Origin of the sequence: Streptomyces sp. NPDC001594 (assembly GCF_042893675.1) — a bacterium.
Classification (GTDB): Bacteria; Actinomycetota; Actinomycetes; order Streptomycetales; family Streptomycetaceae; genus Streptomyces.
This window is the reverse complement of record NZ_JBIAVB010000016.1, coordinates 155,450-173,654: the sequence shown is the minus strand read 5'-3', so window position 1 is coordinate 173,654 and position 18,205 is coordinate 155,450. Positions and strand designations below refer to the sequence as shown.

The 18,205-nt window shown below is 71.6% G+C and carries 16 protein-coding genes; 12 read left to right on the top strand and 4 right to left on the bottom strand.

All coding sequences use genetic code 11. The annotated features are described in order from the left end of the window. Nucleotides 1-17 precede the first annotated feature (17 nt). The 8 genes from ruvC to ACFY0O_RS29115 all read left to right on the top strand — a co-directional run bounded on the left by ruvC (nt 18) and on the right by ACFY0O_RS29115 (nt 9,309). Nucleotides 18-554 (top strand): crossover junction endodeoxyribonuclease RuvC, encoded by a 537-nt coding sequence (ruvC, locus tag ACFY0O_RS29150; protein ID WP_388951976.1) that lies wholly within the window; start codon nt 18-20, stop codon nt 552-554. Then, on the top strand, nt 551-1,177 hold the full coding sequence (gene ruvA, locus ACFY0O_RS29145; RefSeq protein WP_388951973.1) for a Holliday junction branch migration protein RuvA: 627 nt from the start codon (nt 551-553) through the stop codon (nt 1,175-1,177). Before ruvC ends, ruvA begins: the two co-directional genes overlap by 4 nt. A 64-nt stretch (nt 1,178-1,241) precedes the next feature. After that, nucleotides 1,242-2,315: a Holliday junction branch migration DNA helicase RuvB gene (ruvB, locus tag ACFY0O_RS29140; RefSeq protein ID WP_388951970.1), complete on the top strand. Its 1,074-nt coding sequence runs from the start codon at nt 1,242-1,244 to the stop codon at nt 2,313-2,315. 164 nt (nt 2,316-2,479) lie between these two features. Continuing rightward, a complete protein-coding gene (gene yajC / locus ACFY0O_RS29135) occupies nt 2,480-2,917 on the top strand; it encodes a preprotein translocase subunit YajC (protein WP_388951967.1) in 438 nt (145 codons plus the stop codon). Nucleotides 2,918-3,067: 150 nt separating this feature from the next. Next, the gene (gene secD / locus ACFY0O_RS29130) at nt 3,068-4,876 is read left to right on the top strand and encodes a protein translocase subunit SecD (protein ID WP_388951965.1); all 1,809 of its coding nucleotides are present in this window, start codon (nt 3,068-3,070) and stop codon (nt 4,874-4,876) included. A 1-nt stretch (nt 4,877) separates the two neighbouring features. Continuing rightward, the gene (secF, locus tag ACFY0O_RS29125) at nt 4,878-5,936 is read left to right on the top strand and encodes a protein translocase subunit SecF (RefSeq protein ID WP_388951962.1); all 1,059 of its coding nucleotides are present in this window, start codon (nt 4,878-4,880) and stop codon (nt 5,934-5,936) included. Further along, complete coding sequence (locus ACFY0O_RS29120; protein WP_388951959.1) at nt 5,933-6,490, top strand: adenine phosphoribosyltransferase; 558 nt, start codon at nt 5,933-5,935, stop codon at nt 6,488-6,490. The genes secF and ACFY0O_RS29120 overlap by 4 nt, the downstream gene beginning before the upstream one ends. A 392-nt stretch (nt 6,491-6,882) precedes the next feature. After that, a complete protein-coding gene (locus tag ACFY0O_RS29115; protein ID WP_358892792.1) occupies nt 6,883-9,309 on the top strand; it encodes a bifunctional (p)ppGpp synthetase/guanosine-3',5'-bis(diphosphate) 3'-pyrophosphohydrolase in 2,427 nt (808 codons plus the stop codon). A 103-nt stretch (nt 9,310-9,412) separates the two neighbouring features. On the opposite strand, the gene ACFY0O_RS29110 is transcribed toward ACFY0O_RS29115, so the two are convergent. The 3 genes from ACFY0O_RS29110 to ACFY0O_RS29100 all read right to left on the bottom strand — a co-directional run bounded on the left by ACFY0O_RS29110 (nt 9,413) and on the right by ACFY0O_RS29100 (nt 13,040). Further along, complete coding sequence (locus tag ACFY0O_RS29110) at nt 9,413-10,663, bottom strand: mannosyltransferase family protein (RefSeq protein ID WP_358892791.1); 1,251 nt, start codon at nt 10,661-10,663, stop codon at nt 9,413-9,415. 176 nt (nt 10,664-10,839) lie between these two features. After that, complete coding sequence (locus ACFY0O_RS29105) at nt 10,840-12,069, bottom strand: DUF349 domain-containing protein (RefSeq protein ID WP_358892790.1); 1,230 nt, start codon at nt 12,067-12,069, stop codon at nt 10,840-10,842. 188 nt (nt 12,070-12,257) lie between these two features. Further along, nucleotides 12,258-13,040: a peptidylprolyl isomerase gene (locus tag ACFY0O_RS29100; RefSeq protein ID WP_388951956.1), complete on the bottom strand. Its 783-nt coding sequence runs from the start codon at nt 13,038-13,040 to the stop codon at nt 12,258-12,260. Nucleotides 13,041-13,192: 152 nt separating this feature from the next. Between ACFY0O_RS29100 and ACFY0O_RS29095 the strand changes: the two genes are divergently transcribed. The 4 genes from ACFY0O_RS29095 to ACFY0O_RS29080 all read left to right on the top strand — a co-directional run bounded on the left by ACFY0O_RS29095 (nt 13,193) and on the right by ACFY0O_RS29080 (nt 17,357). Beyond that, on the top strand, nt 13,193-13,903 hold the full coding sequence (locus ACFY0O_RS29095) for an MBL fold metallo-hydrolase (RefSeq protein ID WP_388951953.1): 711 nt from the start codon (nt 13,193-13,195) through the stop codon (nt 13,901-13,903). An 8-nt stretch (nt 13,904-13,911) separates the two neighbouring features. Then, the gene (gene hisS, locus ACFY0O_RS29090) at nt 13,912-15,171 is read left to right on the top strand and encodes a histidine--tRNA ligase (RefSeq protein WP_388951950.1); all 1,260 of its coding nucleotides are present in this window, start codon (nt 13,912-13,914) and stop codon (nt 15,169-15,171) included. Nucleotides 15,172-15,345: 174 nt separating this feature from the next. Beyond that, nucleotides 15,346-15,960, top strand: coding sequence for a vitamin K epoxide reductase family protein (locus ACFY0O_RS29085; RefSeq protein ID WP_388951947.1), 615 nt, complete (start codon nt 15,346-15,348; stop codon nt 15,958-15,960). Between the two features lie 44 nt (nt 15,961-16,004). Continuing rightward, on the top strand, nt 16,005-17,357 hold the full coding sequence (locus ACFY0O_RS29080; protein WP_358892785.1) for a replication-associated recombination protein A: 1,353 nt from the start codon (nt 16,005-16,007) through the stop codon (nt 17,355-17,357). A 41-nt stretch (nt 17,358-17,398) separates the two neighbouring features. On the opposite strand, the gene ACFY0O_RS29075 is transcribed toward ACFY0O_RS29080, so the two are convergent. Next, nucleotides 17,399-18,031, bottom strand: coding sequence for a DUF2470 domain-containing protein (locus ACFY0O_RS29075; RefSeq protein ID WP_388951943.1), 633 nt, complete (start codon nt 18,029-18,031; stop codon nt 17,399-17,401). Nucleotides 18,032-18,205: the final 174 nt, after the last annotated feature.

The window sequence follows — 18,205 nt, the reverse complement described above, 5'->3', positions numbered from 1 at the left end:
TCGAACGAGGGGGCGGAGTGCGCGTACTGGGTGTGGACCCGGGGCTGACGCGGTGCGGTGTCGGCGTGGTCGAGGGCGTCGCCGGACGGCCCCTGACCATGATCGGCGTGGGGGTCGTACGGACCCCCGCGGATGCCGAGCTCGGGCACCGGCTCGTCGCCATCGAGCGCGGCATCGAGGAGTGGCTCGATGAGCACCGGCCGGAATTCGTCGCCGTGGAGCGGGTGTTCAGCCAGCACAACGTCCGCACGGTGATGGGCACCGCCCAGGCGAGCGCCGTCGCCATGCTGTGCGCGGCGCGCCGCGGGATACCCGTCGCCCTGCACACCCCCAGCGAGGTCAAGGCCGCCGTCACCGGCAGCGGCCGGGCCGACAAGGCGCAGGTCGGGGCCATGGTGACCCGGCTGCTCCGGCTCGCCGCGCCGCCCAAGCCGGCCGACGCCGCCGACGCGCTGGCCCTCGCCATCTGCCACATCTGGCGGGCCCCCGCCCAGAACCGCCTCCAGCAGGCGGCCGCCCAGCACGCCTCCGCCTTGAAAGGCCGTACGAGATGATCGCCTTCGTCAGCGGCCCGGTCGCCGCGCTCACCGCCACCCTGGCCGTCGTCGAGGTCGGGGGAGTGGGGATGGCCGTGCAGTGCACCCCGAACACCACCGCGGGCCTGCGCGTCGGCGAACCGGCCCGGCTGGCCACCTCCCTGGTGGTCCGTGAGGACTCCCTGACCCTCTACGGCTTCGCGGACGACGACGAACGCCAGGTGTTCGAGCTCCTCCAGACCGCGAGCGGTGTCGGTCCCCGGCTGGCCCAGGCGATGCTCGGGGTGCACAGCCCGGACGCGCTGCGACTGGCCGTCGAGACGGGGGACGAGAAGGCGCTGACGGCGGTGCCGGGGATCGGGAAGAAGGGGGCGCAGAAGCTGCTGCTGGAGCTGAAGGGGAAGCTGGGGGCGGCTTCCGCCGTGGTCGGGGCGCAGCGGGTCCCCGTGGCGTCGGGGCCCGCGCCCTGGACGGAGCAGCTCACCGCCGCGCTGATCGGGCTGGGCTATGCCTCCCGCGAGGCGGAGGACGCGGTCGACGCCGTAGCCCCCCAGGCGGAGGCGGCCATCGCCGCAGGGGGCTCGGCCCCCGTCCCCCAGCTCCTCCGCGCCGCCCTCCAGTCCCTGAACCGCACCCGCTGACGGGCGGGCCCGCGGCGGGACACGGGCAGACCACCGGTAACGAACGAGAAGGCAGACTGGCAGCGTGAACTGGGACGACGAAACCGACACCCCCGAGCCGGACCGGCTGGTCGCCGCCGCGGCCGACGGCGAGGACACCGCCGTCGAGGCGGCCCTGCGCCCCAAGGACCTCGGCGAGTTCGTCGGCCAGGAGAAGGTCCGCCAGCAGCTGGACCTCGTCCTCAAGGCGGCCCGGCAGCGCGGCGCCACCGCCGACCACGTCCTGCTCTCCGGCGCGCCCGGCCTCGGCAAGACCACCCTCTCCATGATCATCGCCGCGGAGATGGGCGCGCCCATCCGCATCACCTCCGGCCCCGCCATCCAGCACGCCGGCGACCTCGCCGCGATCCTCTCCTCCCTCCAGGAGGGCGAGGTCCTCTTCCTCGACGAGATCCACCGCATGTCCCGGCCCGCCGAGGAGATGCTGTACATGGCCATGGAGGACTTCCGCGTCGACGTGATCGTCGGCAAGGGCCCCGGAGCGACCGCGATCCCGCTGGAGCTGCCCCCGTTCACCCTCGTCGGGGCGACGACCCGGGCCGGCCTGCTGCCCCCGCCCCTGCGGGACCGCTTCGGCTTCACCGGGCACATGGAGTTCTACGCCCCCGAGGAGCTGGAACGCGTCGTCCACCGCTCCGCCCGCCTCCTCGACGTGGAGATCGACACCGCCGGCGCCGCCGAGATCGCCGGCCGCTCCCGGGGCACCCCCCGCATCGCCAACCGCCTGCTGCGCCGCGTCCGCGACTACGCCCAGGTAAGGGCCGACGGGGTGGTCAACCGCGAGGTGGCCGCCACGGCCCTCCAGGTGTACGAGGTGGACGCGCGCGGCCTCGACCGGCTGGACCGGGCCGTGCTGGAGGCCCTGCTCAAGCTGTTCGGCGGCGGTCCCGTCGGGCTGTCCACCCTCGCCGTCGCCGTCGGGGAGGAGCGGGAGACCGTCGAGGAGGTCGCCGAGCCCTTCCTGGTGCGCGAGGGCCTCCTCGCCCGCACCCCCCGGGGCCGGGTCGCGACCCCCGCCGCATGGGCCCACCTGGGACTTGTTCCCCCACAGCACCCGGGTGGCGGATCAAGCGGACAACAGGGCCTGTTCGGGGTCTGACGGCGCGGAGGTTCGACCGGTCAGGAACTGCGGTGCCATGCTGGGCGTTGTTCCATCGGCGCTGACTCGCCTAGACTCCGCCGATGCCGACCCTTCGGGTCGGTGTGCCCACCCCCGTAGAAAAAGGCCGTCTTCCGGGCGGTCGTGCGAAGGATCTCCGTCCCGTGAATCTCGTGACACTCCTCCCGTTCATCGTGCTCATCGGGGCGATGTTCCTGATGACCCGCTCCGCGAAGAAGAAGCAGCAGCAGGCCGCGCAGATGCGCGACCACATGGCGCCCGGTACCGGCGTCCGCACCATCGGCGGCATGTACGCCACGGTCAAGGAGATCGGTGACGACACCGTCACCCTCGAAGTGGCCCCCGGCGTCCACGCGATCTACGCGAAGAACGCCATCGGCGCCGTGCTGGAGGACGCGGAGTACAACCGCATCGTCCACGGCATCACCGAGACCCCGGAGGAGACTCCGGTCGTCCCCGACGACGCCTCCTCGCTGACCGAGGGCGACGCCCCCAAGCTCGACCTGGGCAAGAAGGACGAGCCCAAGGGCGACGACGAGCCGAAGGACGGCAAGACCGACGGCGAGCCCGGCGCCAAGTAGCGCCGGGCAGGGACCGCGGTGGTGCCCGACCGGCATCCGCCGCGGTTCCCGCAGTGAACTTCTGCGGGGGGCAGGGGTCCCCACCACACATTTCGTGGCCGTCCGCACGCTGACCCGGCGCGCGACGGTTGGACAGGGAGATACGACAAGGTGGCAGCACCGAAGAAGGGCCGACGGCCCACGGGGGCTCAGGGGAGGCCGGGGCGCGCCCTGGCCTTCATCCTGATCGCGATGGTGGCGCTCACCGCGGGGATGTTCCTCTCTCATCAGACCACCCCCCGTCTGGGCATCGACCTCGCGGGCGGTACGAGCATCACGCTCAAGGCGAAGAGTGAGCCCGGCAAGCCGGACGCGGTCAACGAGACCAACATGAACACCGCGGTCGGCATCATCGACCGCCGTGTCAACGGTCTCGGCGTCTCGGAGGCCGAGGTCCAGACCCAGGGCCGCGACCACATCATCGTGAACATCCCCAAGGGGGTGAACGAGCAGCAGGCCCGCGAGCAGGTCGGTACCACCGCCCAGCTGTACTTCCGCCCCGTGCTCGCCCTCGCGGACGGCGCCCCCGCCGCCCCCGAGCCCAAGCCGAGCGGCTCCCCGAGCCCCTCCGCGAGCGGTTCCGGCGCCCCCAAGGCCGAGGGCAGCTCCAAGCCCTCCGCTCCGGCCACCCCGTCGTCCAGCGCCACTTCCCAGGGCCGTGTGCTCAGCGAGGCCCTCAAGGCCCCGGGCACCCCCACTCCCTCGCCCTCGGCGAGCGAGTCGAAGAAGGCAGACGACGCCAAGGCCACGCCCTCCGCCTCCGCCTCGGCCCCGGCCCCCGTCGCGACCCCGCCGGTCGACCCCGCCGTCGCGGACCTGCAGGCGAAGTTCGCCGCGCTGGACTGCACCAAGGAGGACCAGCGCGCCGCCGCCGGCAAGGGCGCCAAGCCCGAGGAGCCGACGATCGCCTGTGGCCAGCGCGGCACCGCCTGGGGCAAGTGGATCCTCGGCCCGGCCCAGGTCGCGGGCACCGACGTGAAGGACGCCAAGGGCGTCGTCGACCAGCAGCGCGGTCAGTGGATCGTGCAGATGCAGTTCACCGACAAGGGCGCGGACAAGTTCGCCAAGATCACCGGTGAGCTGGCCACCAAGCAGGCCCCGCAGAACCAGTTCGCGATCGTCCTCGACGGCAAGGTCATCTCCGACCCGTCCGTCAGCCAGGCGCTGACCGGCGGCAACGCCGAGATCTCCGGCGGCTTCAACCAGCAGTCCGCGCAGGACCTGGGCAACATGCTCTCGTACGGCGCCCTGCCGCTGTCCTTCCAGGAGGACAGCGTCACCACCGTCACCGCCGCGCTCGGCGGCGAGCAGCTGAAGGCCGGTCTGATCGCCGGCGCCATCGGTCTCGCCCTGGTCGTGATCTACCTGCTGGTCTACTACCGGGGTCTGGCCTTCATCGCCATCGTCAGCCTCATGGTGTCCGCGGTCCTCACCTACACGATCATGGCGCTCCTGGGCAAGGGCATCGGCTTCGCCCTGAACCTGCCCGCCGTCTGTGGCGCCATCGTCGCCATCGGCATCACGGCGGACTCGTTCATCGTGTACTTCGAGCGCATCCGCGACGAGATCCGCGAGGGCCGCACGCTGCGCCCGGCCGTCGAGCGCGCCTGGCCGCGTGCCCGCCGCACCATCCTGGTGTCCGACTTCGTGTCCTTCCTCGCCGCCGCGGTGCTCTTCATCGTCACCGTCGGCAAGGTCCAGGGCTTCGCCTTCACGCTGGGTCTGACCACCCTGCTCGACGTGGTCGTGGTGTTCCTGTTCACCAAGCCCGTCATGACGCTGCTGGCGCGGACGAAGTTCTTCTCCAGCGGCCACCCGTGGTCCGGGCTCGACCCCAAGCGGCTCGGCGTCAAGCCGCCGCTGCGCCGGTCCCGCCGCACCGGTCCCGTCCCCGCCCCCGTCGACGCAAAGGAGGCGTGAGATGTCGAAGCTGGGAGATCTCGGCGCCAAGCTGTACCGCGGTGAGGTCGGCTACGACTTCGTCGGCAAGCGCTTCGTCTGGTACGGCGTCTCCGTTCTGATCACCATCACGGCGGCCGTCGCCCTGGTGGTCCAGGGCCTCAACATGGGCATCGAGTTCAAGGGCGGTGCCGTCTTCACCACCCCGAAGACGAGCGTGTCCGTCGCCCGGGCCACCGAGGCCGCGGACAAGGCCTCGGGCCACCACGCGATCGTCCAGGAGCTCGGCACCGGCGGCCTGCGCATCCAGATCTCCGGTCTGGACACCAACGCGGCCGCCTCCGTGAAGAAGCAGCTCGCCACCGACCTCAAGGTCGACGCGGGCCAGATCAACGCGGACCTGGTCGGCCCGAGCTGGGGCGAGCAGATCGCGAACAAGGCCTGGACGGGCCTCGCGATCTTCATGGTCCTCGTGGTGGTCTACCTCGCCATCGCCTTCGAGTGGCGGATGGCCGTCGCGGCCCTGATCGCGCTGGTCCACGACCTCACCATCACCGTCGGCGTGTACGCGCTCGTCGGCTTCGAGGTCACGCCGGGCACCGTGATCGGTCTGCTGACCATCCTCGGTTACTCCCTCTACGACACCGTCGTCGTCTTCGACGGTCTCAAGGAGGGCGCGAAGGACATCACCAAGCAGACCCGCTGGACCTTCAGCGACGTCGCCAACCGCAGCATCAACGGCACGCTGGTCCGCTCGATCAACACCACCGTCGTCGCGCTGCTGCCGGTCGCGGCCCTGCTGTTCATCGGCGGCGGCTTCCTCGGCGCGGGCATGCTCAACGACATCTCGCTGTCGCTGTTCGTCGGCCTCGCGGCCGGTGCGTACTCCTCGATCTTCATCGCGACCCCGCTGGTCGTGGACCTGAAGGAGCGCGAGCCGGCGATGAAGGCGCTGAAGAAGCGGGTGCTCGCCAAGCGGGCGGCCGCCGCGGCCAAGGGTGAGGACCTGGACGACGGCACCGACGCGGACGATTCCCCGCAGGTCGTGGCCCAGGGCGGCCAGGGGAGGCGGCGCCGGTGACCACCGAGAGCTGCACCCCCGAGGTCCGCGAGCTGCTGCTCAGCCGGATCACGGACGTCCAGGACTACCCGAAGCCGGGCGTGGTCTTCAAGGACATCACGCCGCTGCTCGCCGACCCGAAGGCGTTCGGCGCGCTGACCGACACCCTGGTCGAGCTGGCCGCCCGGTACGGCGCGACGAAGATCGTCGGGCTGGAGGCGCGCGGGTTCATCCTCGCCGCCCCGGTCGCCGTGAAGGCGGGCATCGGCTTCGTCCCCGTGCGCAAGGCGGGCAAGCTGCCCGGTGCGACGCTCGCGCAGGCGTACGAGCTGGAGTACGGGACGGCGGAGATCGAGGTCCACGCGGAGGACCTGTCGGCCGGTGACCGGGTCATGGTCATCGACGACGTCCTCGCCACCGGTGGCACCGCCGAGGCCTCGCTGGAGCTGATCCGGCGGGCCGGGGCCGAGGTCGCCGGTGTGGCGGTCCTGATGGAGCTGTCGTTCCTCCCGGGCCGCGCGAAGCTGGGCGCTGCGCTGGGCGGGGCCCCGCTGGATGCGCTGATCGTGGTCTGACCCTGTTCTGCCGAAGCGGCGGGTTCCCGGGACACCCCGGGGGCCCGCCGTTTCCCTTTGTCCGCGCCGCCGCTGCCGGGGGCCGGCCCCCGGACCCTCCCCCAGCTACCGCTGGGAGGTGCCCCCAGCGCCTCAAACGCCGGCGGGGCTGGGGTGTGCCGGCGGGGCTGGATCGTGCCCGGAGGGCACTTCCAGCCCCGCCGGCGATTCGGCCTTGAGCGGCGGCAACCGAGGGGCTGGGGTGGGACTGGAACGGCGGCGGGGTGGCATCTCGTGGAGCGGCCGGGGAGAACAGGGTGGCGGAACCCTCGCTACCATGGGTTCTCCGGACCTGACCGGGGGCCCGGAACCTCCCCCAGACTCCGTCCGGGGGGACCCCCAGAGGAGCGCTCTTGCCAGACGAGGTCCAGCCGCCACTCTCTGCCGCGCAGCCTGACCCCAAGGCCGACCCGGCCGCGGCGGCCGCAGCCACGCCCCCGCCGGCCCCGCCGGTGAAGCCCCTGCCGGCCAAGCCGGCCGGGTCGTCCAACCGGGTGCGCGCCCGGCTGGCCCGCCTCGGCGTGCAGCGTTCCAACCCGTACAACCCGGTACTGGAACCCCTGCTCCGTATAGTCCGCAGCAACGACCCGAAGATCGAGACGGCGACGCTGCGCCAGATCGAGCAGGCCTACCAGGTCGCCGAACGCTGGCACCGCGGCCAGAAGCGCAAGAGCGGCGACCCGTACATCACCCACCCGCTCGCGGTCACCACCATCCTCGCCGAGCTGGGCATGGACCCCGCCACCCTGATGGCCGGGCTGCTGCACGACACGGTCGAGGACACCGAGTACGGGCTGGAGCAGCTCCGCCGCGACTTCGGCGACGCCGTGGCCCTCCTCGTCGACGGCGTGACCAAGCTCGACCGGGTCAAGTTCGGCGAGGCCGCCCAGGCCGAGACCGTGCGCAAGATGGTCGTCGCCATGGCCAAGGACCCCCGGGTCCTCGTCATCAAGCTCGCCGACCGCCTGCACAACATGCGCACGATGCGCTACCTCAAGCGGGAGAAGCAGGAGAAGAAGGCCCGCGAGACCCTCGAGATCTACGCGCCGCTGGCCCACCGCCTCGGCATGAACACGATCAAGTGGGAGCTGGAGGACCTCGCCTTCGCGATCCTCTACCCGAAGATGTACGACGAGATCGTGCGGCTCGTCGCCGAGCGGGCCCCCAAGCGGGACGAGTACCTGGCCATCGTCACCGACGAGGTGATGGTCGACCTGCGCGCGGCCCGGATCAAGGCCACCGTCACCGGCAGACCCAAGCACTACTACAGCGTCTACCAGAAGATGATCGTCCGCGGCCGTGACTTCGCGGAGATCTACGACCTGGTGGGCATCCGCGTCCTCGTGGACACCGTCCGGGACTGCTACGCGGCCCTCGGTACCGTGCACGCGCGCTGGAACCCGGTCCCCGGCCGGTTCAAGGACTACATCGCGATGCCCAAGTTCAACATGTACCAGTCGCTCCACACCACGGTCATCGGACCCAACGGCAAGCCGGTCGAACTCCAGATCCGCACCTTCGACATGCACCGCCGCGCCGAGTACGGCATCGCCGCGCACTGGAAGTACAAGCAGCAGACCGTCGCCGGCGCCTCGAAGGTCCGCACGGACGTCCCGCAGGCCGCCAAGGGCAGCGCCGGCCAGGACACCGTCAACGACATGGCCTGGCTGCGCCAGCTCCTCGACTGGCAGAAGGAGACGGAGGACCCGGGCGAGTTCCTCGACTCGCTGCGCTTCGACCTCTCCCGCAACGAGGTGTTCGTCTTCACCCCCAAGGGCGACGTCATCGCGCTGCCCGCCGGGGCGACCTCCGTGGACTTCGCGTACGCGGTCCACACGGAGGTCGGCCACCGCACCATAGGCGCGCGGGTCAACGGGCGGCTCGTGCCGCTCGAATCCACCCTCGACAACGGCGACCTGGTCGAGGTGTTCACCTCCAAGGCCGAGGGCGCCGGCCCCTCCCGGGACTGGCTGGGCTTCGTCAAGTCGCCGAGGGCCCGCAACAAGATCCGTGCCTGGTTCTCCAAGGAGCGCCGCGACGAGGCCATCGAGCACGGCAAGGACGCCATCGCGCGGGCCATGCGCAAGCAGAACCTGCCGATCCAGCGGATCCTCACCGGCGACTCGCTCGTCACCCTCGCGCACGAGATGCGCTACCCCGACATCTCCTCCCTCTACGCGGCGATCGGCGAGGGCCACGTGGCCGCGCAGGGCGTCGTGCAGAAGCTGGTGCAGGCCCTCGGCGGCGAGGAGGCGGCCAACGAGGACATCGAGGAGAGCGTCCCGCCGTCCCGCGCGCGCACCAAGCGGCGCGGCAACGCCGACCCGGGCGTGGTCGTCAAGGGCGTCGACGACGTGTGGGTGAAGCTGGCCCGCTGCTGCACCCCGGTGCCGGGCGACCCGATCATCGGCTTCGTCACCCGCGGCAGTGGCGTATCGGTTCACCGCGCCGACTGCGTCAACGTCGACTCCCTCTCCCAGCAGCCCGAGCGGATGCTGGAGGTGGAGTGGGCCCCGACCCAGTCCTCCGTCTTCCTGGTCGCCATCCAGGTCGAGGCGCTGGACCGGTCCCGGCTGCTGTCGGACGTCACGCGGGTCCTGTCGGACCAGCACGTCAACATCCTCTCCGCCGCCGTGCAGACCTCGCGCGACCGGGTGGCCACCTCGCGGTTCACCTTCGAGATGGGCGACCCGAAGCACCTGGGCCACGTCCTGAAGGCCGTACGCGGAGTCGAGGGCGTCTACGACGTCTACCGCGTGACCTCGGCCCGCCGGCCCTAGGCGGACACCCCCTAGGCCGTCACCCGGGCCCGGTCCGGCATACGACGGTGGGCGCCACCCCCGAGGGGTGGCGCCCACCGTCGTGTCCGGCGCGGCGGCCCGGTCAGGGGCAGCCCCACCAGACGAAGTTCAGGTTGCCGCCGAAGAGAGCGGACACGGCCGTGGCCGAGCCGAGGATCCACACCACCGTGCTCCGCCGGGCCCTCGCCAGGGCGAGGGCGAACGGGAACAGCAGCGGGAACGCGGGCATGATGAAGCGCATCTTCGAGAAGTAGAAGCCGGCCCCGCCCAGCGCCATCAGCATGATCATGGCCGCGAAGATCCACACCACCATGGGGGGCCGGCGCCGGCGCGTCATCAGCACGAACAGCACCACCGCCGTGACCACCGTCAGCGACACCACCACGTGGTTGAGGGTGGTGTGCACCTCCGTGAAGGTCTTCTTCAGCTCGCTGAGGGTGTCGAAACCGCCGTCGTACACCGAACCCCAGCGCCGCTGGAGCTCGAAGTAGCCGTCCCAGCGCCCGAAGTGCCAGCCGACGTACCCCACGTACCCGAACCAGCCCAGCGGCGCGATCAGCGAGGCGGCCACGATCCGCCCCACCGGGGGCCGCTGCGCCCGGCGCTTGCGGAGCCACTGCACGTACTCCCAGACCCCCGCCAGCACCACGGCCGCGACGATCGCCGAACCCGAGGGCCGGGTGGCCCCCGCGAAGAAGGCCAGCACCCCGGCCGTCAGCCAGGACTTCGTCATCACCGCGTACATCGCCCACACCGACAGGGCGAGGAACAGCGGCTCGGTGTACGCCATCGACTGGACGAGCGCCGCCGGAACGATCGCGAACAGGGCGCAGGTGAACAGCGCGACCCGGCGGCCGTAGATCTTGTCGGTGACGGCGAAGATGCCCCACGCGGCGATCACGGAGGCCAACAGCGCCAGCCCCATCGCCACCCAGTTCATGGGCAGGTGCGTCACCAGCGAGGTGTAGCGCACCAGCATCGGGTACACGGGGAAGAACGCCATCTGGCAGCTCGGCCCCGCGAACGCGCACGGCGAAGGGGTCGCCAGCGGGGTCGTCAGACCGTTCTCGGCGATGTGCAGGTAGTACACCGAGTCCCAGCGGCCGCCCAGGATCTCCAGCGGCCGGACGTCCTTGCGCTCGGCCCAGATCGCCATGACGGCCAGACCGGTGGCGCGCAGGGCGATGTGGACCAGCAGCGCCTTCCGGGCCCGCTTCAGGTTGGCGAGTACGCGCCGTCCGACACCACGGAGTCCGGAGTCCTTCTTGCCCGACAGCGGTTCGGCGACGAGAAGTGAGTCGGGGACATCAGCGCGTATCTGGGTATGCGTCACATTCGATCCTGGTCGTCGCCCGGCAGAAGGCCGCCGAGGCGGCACCGTACAACGTTACACAGGAGGAGGGTGCGACCCGCGCGCACCCTGCGTCGAAACCGCGTAACGAATCGGGCACCACCGGACGCAACCGGTGGTGCCCGTCGGGGTGCCCGTCCGAGGACGGCGGCCGGACGTCAGCCGCCGAACTCCTCCAGGCCCTTCAGCGCCTGGTCCAGCAGGGCCTGGCGGCCCTCCAGCTCCCGGGACAGCTTGTCGGCCTTGGCGTTGTTGCCGCCCGCGCGCGCCGCGTCGATCTCACCGCGCAGCTTGTCGACGGCCGCCTGCAGCTGGCCCGTGAGACCGGCCGCACGGGCCCGGGCCTCCGGGTTCGTCCGCCGCCACTCGCCCTCCTCGGCCTCCTGGATGGCCCGCTCCACGGCGTGCATCCGGCCCTCGACCTTGGGACGGGCGTCGCGCGGCACGTGGCCGATGGCCTCCCAGCGCTCGTTGACGGAGCGGAACGCGGCCCGGGCCGCCTTCAGGTCCGTCACCGGGAGGAGCTTCTCGGCCTCCTCGGCCAGCTCCTCCTTCAGCTTCAGGTTCTCCACCTGCTCGGCGTCCCGCTCCGCGAACACCTCGCCGCGCGCCGCGAAGAACACGTCCTGCGCACCGCGGAAACGGTTCCACAGGTCGTCCTCGGCCTCGCGCTGCGCCCGGCCCGCCGCCTTCCAGCTGTCCATCAGCTCGCGGTAGCGGGCGGCCGTCGGACCCCAGTCCGTCGACTTCGACAGCGACTCGGCCTCCGCGACCAGCTTCTCCTTGGCCTTGCGGGCCTCCTCGCGCTGGGCGTCCAGCGCGGCGAAGTGCGCCTTGCGGCGCTTGGAGAAGGCCGAGCGGGCGTGCGAGAAGCGGTGCCACAGCTCGTCGTCGGACTTGCGGTCGAGCCGGGGCAGGCCCTTCCAGATGTCCACCAGCGCGCGCAGCCGCTCGCCGGCACTGCGCCACTGGTCGCTCTGCGCCAGCTGCTCGGCCTCGGTCACCAGGGCGTCCTTGGCCGAGCGGGCCTCGTCCGTCTGCTTGGCCTTCTGGACCTTGCGCTCCTCGCGCCGCGAGTCCACCGTCGCCACCAGCTTGTCCAGCCGGACGCGCAGGGCGTCGAGGTCGCCGACGGCGTGGTGCTCGTCCACCTGGGTCCGCAGGTGGTCGATGGCCGTCTGGGCGTCCTTGGCGGACAGATCGGTGGTCCGCACCCGCCGTTCGAGGAGGCCGATCTCGACCACCAGGCCCTCGTACTTGCGCTCGAAGTAGGCCAGGGCCTCCTCGGGGGTGCCCGCCTGCCACGAGCCGACGACCTGCTCGCCCTCGGAAGTACGCACGTACACGGTGCCGGTCTCGTCGACTCGGCCCCACGGGTCGCTGCTCACAGCGCCTCCTCCACCTGATGCCGCACGGGGTCGTGTCCCCCTGGCATCGTCCACAGTTTCCTGGGGCGGGCAGCGCCCGCCCTGCACAACGCCAACATAGGCGACCGCCGGGCCGGCTGTCCGCATCCCGCACGACGGAATATCGCCGCACGGGCCGCGGGCGGGCCGGGCCGGGGCCGCCGGCCCCGTCAGTTCTTGGTGACGGTGGCCTTCTCGATGGTCACGGGGGTCTTCGGGGCGCCGTCCGGGGCCCCGTCGGCGGTCCCCGCCTTGGCGACCTCCTCCAGCACCTTGAGCCCGGCCGCGTCGATCTTCCCGAACGGGGTGTACGAGGGGGCGAGCGGGCTGTCCTTGTAGACCAGGAAGAACTGGCTGCCGCCGGTGCCGGGCTGCCCGGTGTTGGCCATCGCCACCGTGCCGGCCGGGTAGACGACCTGGCCCTGCTCGTTCGGCTTGCCCAGGGAGTCCAGGTTCTCGTCCGGGATGGTGTAGCCCGGGCCGCCGCGGCCGGTGCCCTCGGGGTCCCCGCACTGGAGCACGTAGATCCCGGAGGTCACCAGGCGGTGGCACTTGGTCTTGTCGAAGAAGTTCTTGTCGGCGAGCGACTTGAAGGAGTTGACCGTCTGCGGGGTCTTCGAGGCGTCCATCTCGAACGTGATCTGGCCCGCGCTGGTCTTCAGGTCGAAGGTGTACTTCGCCTTGTCGTCGATCGCCATCGCCGGGGACGGCGACTTCTTCGGCTCCGGCAGCGAGGGGGAGGCCGACGGCTCGGCCGCGGCGTCCTTCTTGTCCTTCGAGTCGAAGACACCGCCCGCGATCAGGCCGATCAGGGCCACGACCACGGCGGCGCAGGCCGCGCCGATGATCGCCAGCCGCTGCCGCGACCTGCGGCGGGCCTCCGCGCGGCGCTTCTGCTGGCGCTCGTACTTCTCCCTGGCGAGCTGTCGCCGACGCTGATCGCTCGTGACCACCGGGTCGTCTCCTTGTGCGTCTCTGGTACCGCTGTCCGGGCTCGGTTAGGCCGTACCGTATATGGGTTCGCTGTGTGATGAGGGGCGCCGGTAGGCTCTGAGCAGCAGATTCCGAACTGCTGCCGCCCGACGGACGACGATTGAGGACGAACGTGCTGATTGCCGGGTTCCCGGCCGGGGCCTGGGGGACCAACTGCTACCTGGTCGCCCCCGCCGCGGGTGAGGAGTGCGTCATCATCGACCCGGGCCACCAGGCCGCCCAGGGAGTCGAGGAGACGCTGAGGAAGCACCGTCTCAAGCCCGTCGCGGTCGTCCTGACCCACGGCCACATCGACCATGTGGCCTCGGTGGTCCCGGTGTGCGGAGCGCACGACGTTCCCGCCTGGATCCACCCCGAGGACCGCTACATGATGAGCGACCCGGAGAAGGCCCTCGGCCGCTCCATCGGCATGCCGCTCATGGGCGAGCTGACCGTCGGCGAGCCGGACGACGTCCGCGAGCTGTCCGACGGCGCCGCCCTGAAGCTCGCCGGGATGGAGTTCTCGGTGGCGCACGCGCCCGGCCATACCAAGGGGTCGGTGACCTTCCGGATGCCCGAGCAGGCCGACGTTCCGCCGGTCTTCTTCTCGGGCGACCTGCTCTTCGCCGGCTCCATCGGACGCACCGACCTGCCCGGCGGCTCCCACGCCGAGATGCTCCAGTCGCTGGCCCGCGTGTGCCTGCCGCTGGAGGACTCGACGGTGGTGCTGTCCGGCCACGGTCCCCAGACCACCATCGGGCGAGAGCGCGCGACCAACCCGTACCTGCGGGAAGTGGCGGCCGGCCCGGGGGGCGGCACCGCCGCCCCACGACGAGGAATGTGACGAGTTTCGTGAGCACCTTCAAGGCCCCCAAGGGCACGTACGACCTGCTGCCGCCCCGCTCCGCCAGCTTCCTGGCGGTGCGCGAGGCGATCGCCGCGCCCCTGAAGAACTCGGGCTACGGATACGTCGAGACCCCCGGCTTCGAGGACGTCAAGCTGTTCTCCCGCGGCGTCGGCGAGTCCACCGACATCGTCTCCAAGGAGATGTACACCCTCACCACGAAGGGCGGCGACGAGCTCGCCCTGCGCCCCGAGGGCACCGCCTCCGTCCTGCGCGCGGCCCTCCAGGGCAACCTGCACAAGCTCGGCAGCCTGCCCGTCAAGCTCTGGTACTCCGGCTCGTACTACCGCTACGAGCGCGCCCAGGCCGGCCGCTACCGCCACTTCTCCCAGGTCGGCGCCGAGGCCATCGGCGCCGAGGACCCGGCGCTGGACGCCGAGCTGATCATCCTCGCCGACCAGGCGTACCGCTCGCTGGGCCTGCGCAACTTCCGCATCCTGCTGAACTCGCTCGGCGACAAGGAGTGCCGCCCGGTGTACCGCGAGGCCCTCCAGGGCTTCCTGCGCGGTCTCGACCTGGACGAGGAGACCGTCCGCCGGGCCGAGATCAACCCGCTGCGCGTCCTCGACGACAAGCGGCCCGACGTGCAGAAGCAGCTGGTCGGCGCCCCCGTGCTGCGCGACTACCTGTGCGACGCCTGCAAGGCGTACCACGAGGAGGTCCGGGCGCTGGTCACCGCCGCCGGGGTCGCCTTCGAGGACGACGAGAAGCTGGTCCGCGGCCTCGACTACTACACCCGCACCACCTTCGAGTTCGTCCACGACGGCCTGGGCTCGCAGTCCGCGGTCGGCGGCGGCGGCCGCTACGACGGCCTGTCCGAGATGATCGGCGGGCCGGCCCTGCCGTCCGTCGGCTGGGCGCTGGGCGTCGACCGGACCGTGCTGGCCCTGGAGGCCGAAGGCGTGGAGCTGGACATCCCGGCGGCCACGTCGGTCTTCGCCGTCGCGCTGGGCGAGGCCAAGCCGGCCGTGTTCGGCCTGGTGACCGAGCTGCGCAAGGCGGGCGTCGCGGCCGACATGTCGTACGGGGGCAAGGGCCTCAAGGGCGCGATGAAGGACGCCAACCGCAGCGGGGCGCGCTTCGCGGTCGTCGCGGGGGACCGCGACCTCGCCGAGGGCGTCGTCCAGCTCAAGGACATGGAGTCCGGCGAGCAGAGCGCCGTCGCGGTCGCCGACCTGGTCGCCGAGGTCCGGTCCCGCCTGGCCTGACGCGGAACGCCGCCGGGGGCGGGACGGGGGAGCGCCCCCGTCCCGCCCCCGGCGGCGTTCCCGCGCCCCGTTCTCGACCGGCCTTATATCGAACGAACGGAACGCGGCCCCTCAGGTACGGCACAATGGCCCGTGCTTGATGACCTTGCCGATGTGTGATGTGGAGCGGGCGGGATGACGACGACGGGCGCTGGCGCGGACACCTCTCCGCGGACCTACGGCGGCAGCCGGGCCCTGGCCCTGCTGCTCGTCATCACCGGAGCGGCGGCCCTGCTCGCCGCCTGGGTGATCACCATCGACAAGTTCAAGCTGCTGGAGGACCCGAACTTCACGCCGGGCTGCAGCCTGAACCCGGTCGTCTCCTGCGGCAACATCATGAAGAGCGAGCAGGCGTCGGCCTTCGGGTTCCCGAACCCGATGCTCGGGCTCGTCGCCTACGGGATCGTGGTCTGCGTCGGCATGAGCCTGCTCGCCGGGGCCCGCTTCGGCCGCTGGTACTGGCTGACCCTGAACGCCGGCATGCTCTTCGGAGTCGGGTTCTGCACCTGGCTGATGTACCAGTCGCTGTACAACATCAACTCGCTGTGCCTGTGGTGCTGCCTGGCCTGGGTCTGCACGATCCTGATGTTCTGGTACGTCACCTCGCACAACGTCCGCCAGGGCATGCTGCCCGCCCCCGGGTGGCTGCGCGGCTTCCTCGACGAGTTCACATGGGTGCTGCCCGTCCTGCACATCGGGATCATCGGGATGCTGATCCTGACCCGCTGGTGGGACTTCTGGACCTCCTGAGCCGTCCGGGCCGGGCTGTCGGTGGGCTGGCATAGGCTCGGTGTGTGGAACCAGACCTCTTCACCGCCGCCGCCGAGGAACGCCAGGAGAAGGACCCGGCCAGCTCGCCCCTGGCCGTCCGGATGCGCCCGCGCACCCTGGACGAGGTGGTCGGCCAGCAGCATCTGCTGAAGCCCGGCTCACCGCTGCGCCGACTGGTGGGGGAGGGTGCCGGAGGGCCGGCCGGATCCTCCTCGGTGATCCTCTGGGGCCCGCCGGGCATCGGCAAGACCACCCTCGCGTACGTGGTCAGCCAGGCCACGCAGAAGCGGTTCGTCGAGCTGTCGGCGATCACGGCGGGGGTCAAGGAGGTCCGGGCCGTCATCGAGGGCGCCAAGCGCGCCGCCGGCGGCTACGGCAAGGAGACCGTCCTCTTCCTCGACGAGATCCACCGCTTCAGCAAGGCGCAGCAGGACTCCCTGCTGCCCGCCGTGGAGAACCGCTGGGTCACCCTGATCGCGGCGACCACGGAGAACCCGTACTTCTCGATCATCTCCCCGCTGCTCTCGCGCTCCCTGCTCCTCACCCTGGAGCCGCTCACCGACGCCGACCTGAGCGGGCTGCTGCGGCGCGCCCTGGAGGAGGAGCGGGGCCTGGGCGGGGCGGTGTCCCTCCCCGCCGACGCCGAGGCCCACCTGCTGCGGATCGCCGGCGGCGACGCCCGGCGGGCGCTGACCGCCCTGGAGGCGGGCGCCGGCTCGGCCATCGCCAAGGGCGAGCAGGAGATCACCCTCCAGACGCTGGAGGAGGCCGTCGACCGGGCGGCGGTCCGCTACGACAAGGACGGCGACCAGCACTACGACGTGGCCAGTGCCCTGATCAAGTCGATCCGCGGCTCCGACGTGGACGCCGCGCTGCACTACCTGGCCCGGATGATCGAGGCGGGGGAGGACCCCCGGTTCATCGCCCGGCGGCTGATGATCTCCGCGAGCGAGGACATCGGCCTGGCGGACCCCACCGCCCTGCCGCTGGCCGTGGCGGCGGCCCAGGCGGTGGCGATGATCGGCTTCCCGGAGGCCGCGCTGACCCTGTCGCACGCCACGATCGCGCTGGCGCTGGCCCCGAAGTCCAACACCGCCACGACGGCGATCGGCGCGGCGCTGGCCGACGTCCGGGCCGGGCTCGCGGGCTCCGTGCCGGCGCACCTGCGGGACGGGCACTACAAGGGGGCGGCCAAGCTGGGGCACGCCGTCGGGTACGTATACCCGCACGACGTGCCGGGGGCGATCGCCGCGCAGCAGTACGCGCCGGACGAGGTCCACGGCAAGCGGTACTACGAGCCGACGCGGTACGGAGCGGAGGCCCGCTACGCGGACGTGGTGGAAAAGGTCCGCGAACGCCTGCGCGGCGCGGGCTGACCGGGGAGGACGGCGCTGGAGGAGCTGCTCGGCACCTGCCCTCAGTGAGCGGCGGCCGTGAACAGGGAGCGCATGGCCCGGCGCAGGCCGCAGAGGTCCGCGACCGGCTCGGGGAAGTCGAAGCGGGCGTCGAAGGCCGCCAGGCCGGGCCCGCGGGTGAAGCGGACGCGCAGGCCGAGGCGGTCCAGGGCCAGCGGGACGGGGACCAGCCCGGCCGCCTCCCGGGAGCCCAGCAGCCCGCACAGGCGGGCGAGGCGTTCGGGGTGGACGGAGGCCAGGTGCTGGAGGAGCTCCGCCTCGTGCGCCGTCATCGGGTCCGGCTCGGCCGCCGCCAGCTCCTCCGGGTCCACCCGCTCGGCGCCCCACAGGTCGTCCACGGAGATCTCCCCGACCTCCAGGCGCAGCAGCGTCCAGGCCGCACGGCCCGGGTACGGGGCGTCGAGGGACTCCGACATCCCCAGCAGCTCGCCCACCGGATGCCGCTCGGCCATGAGCGCGGCGCGGGCGGCGCGGTCGTCCCCGCGGACCGGGGTCAGCCACCCGGAGAGCCAGGCGCGGCCCCGTATACGATGGGGCACGGACACCGGCGCCACGTCCGTGATCTCGATCACGGCGGGGAGGTCGTCGTCCTGGGCGTGAGCGGCGGCCCTGGCCGCCGCGGATTCCCCTGACACCAGGAGAATCACGTCCCCGTCCGGGGCGACGGTCCGAGCGGCCGGCGCCCCTGTCCCGCACTCCTGCTGGTCACGGGTCCAGACCTGGTCACGAGCACCCGGCAGAGTGAGGGATACTGAGGCGTTGGACTCTACGAGGGTTCGTACGCGTTCGGCTCCGGTGAGCTGCCGAAC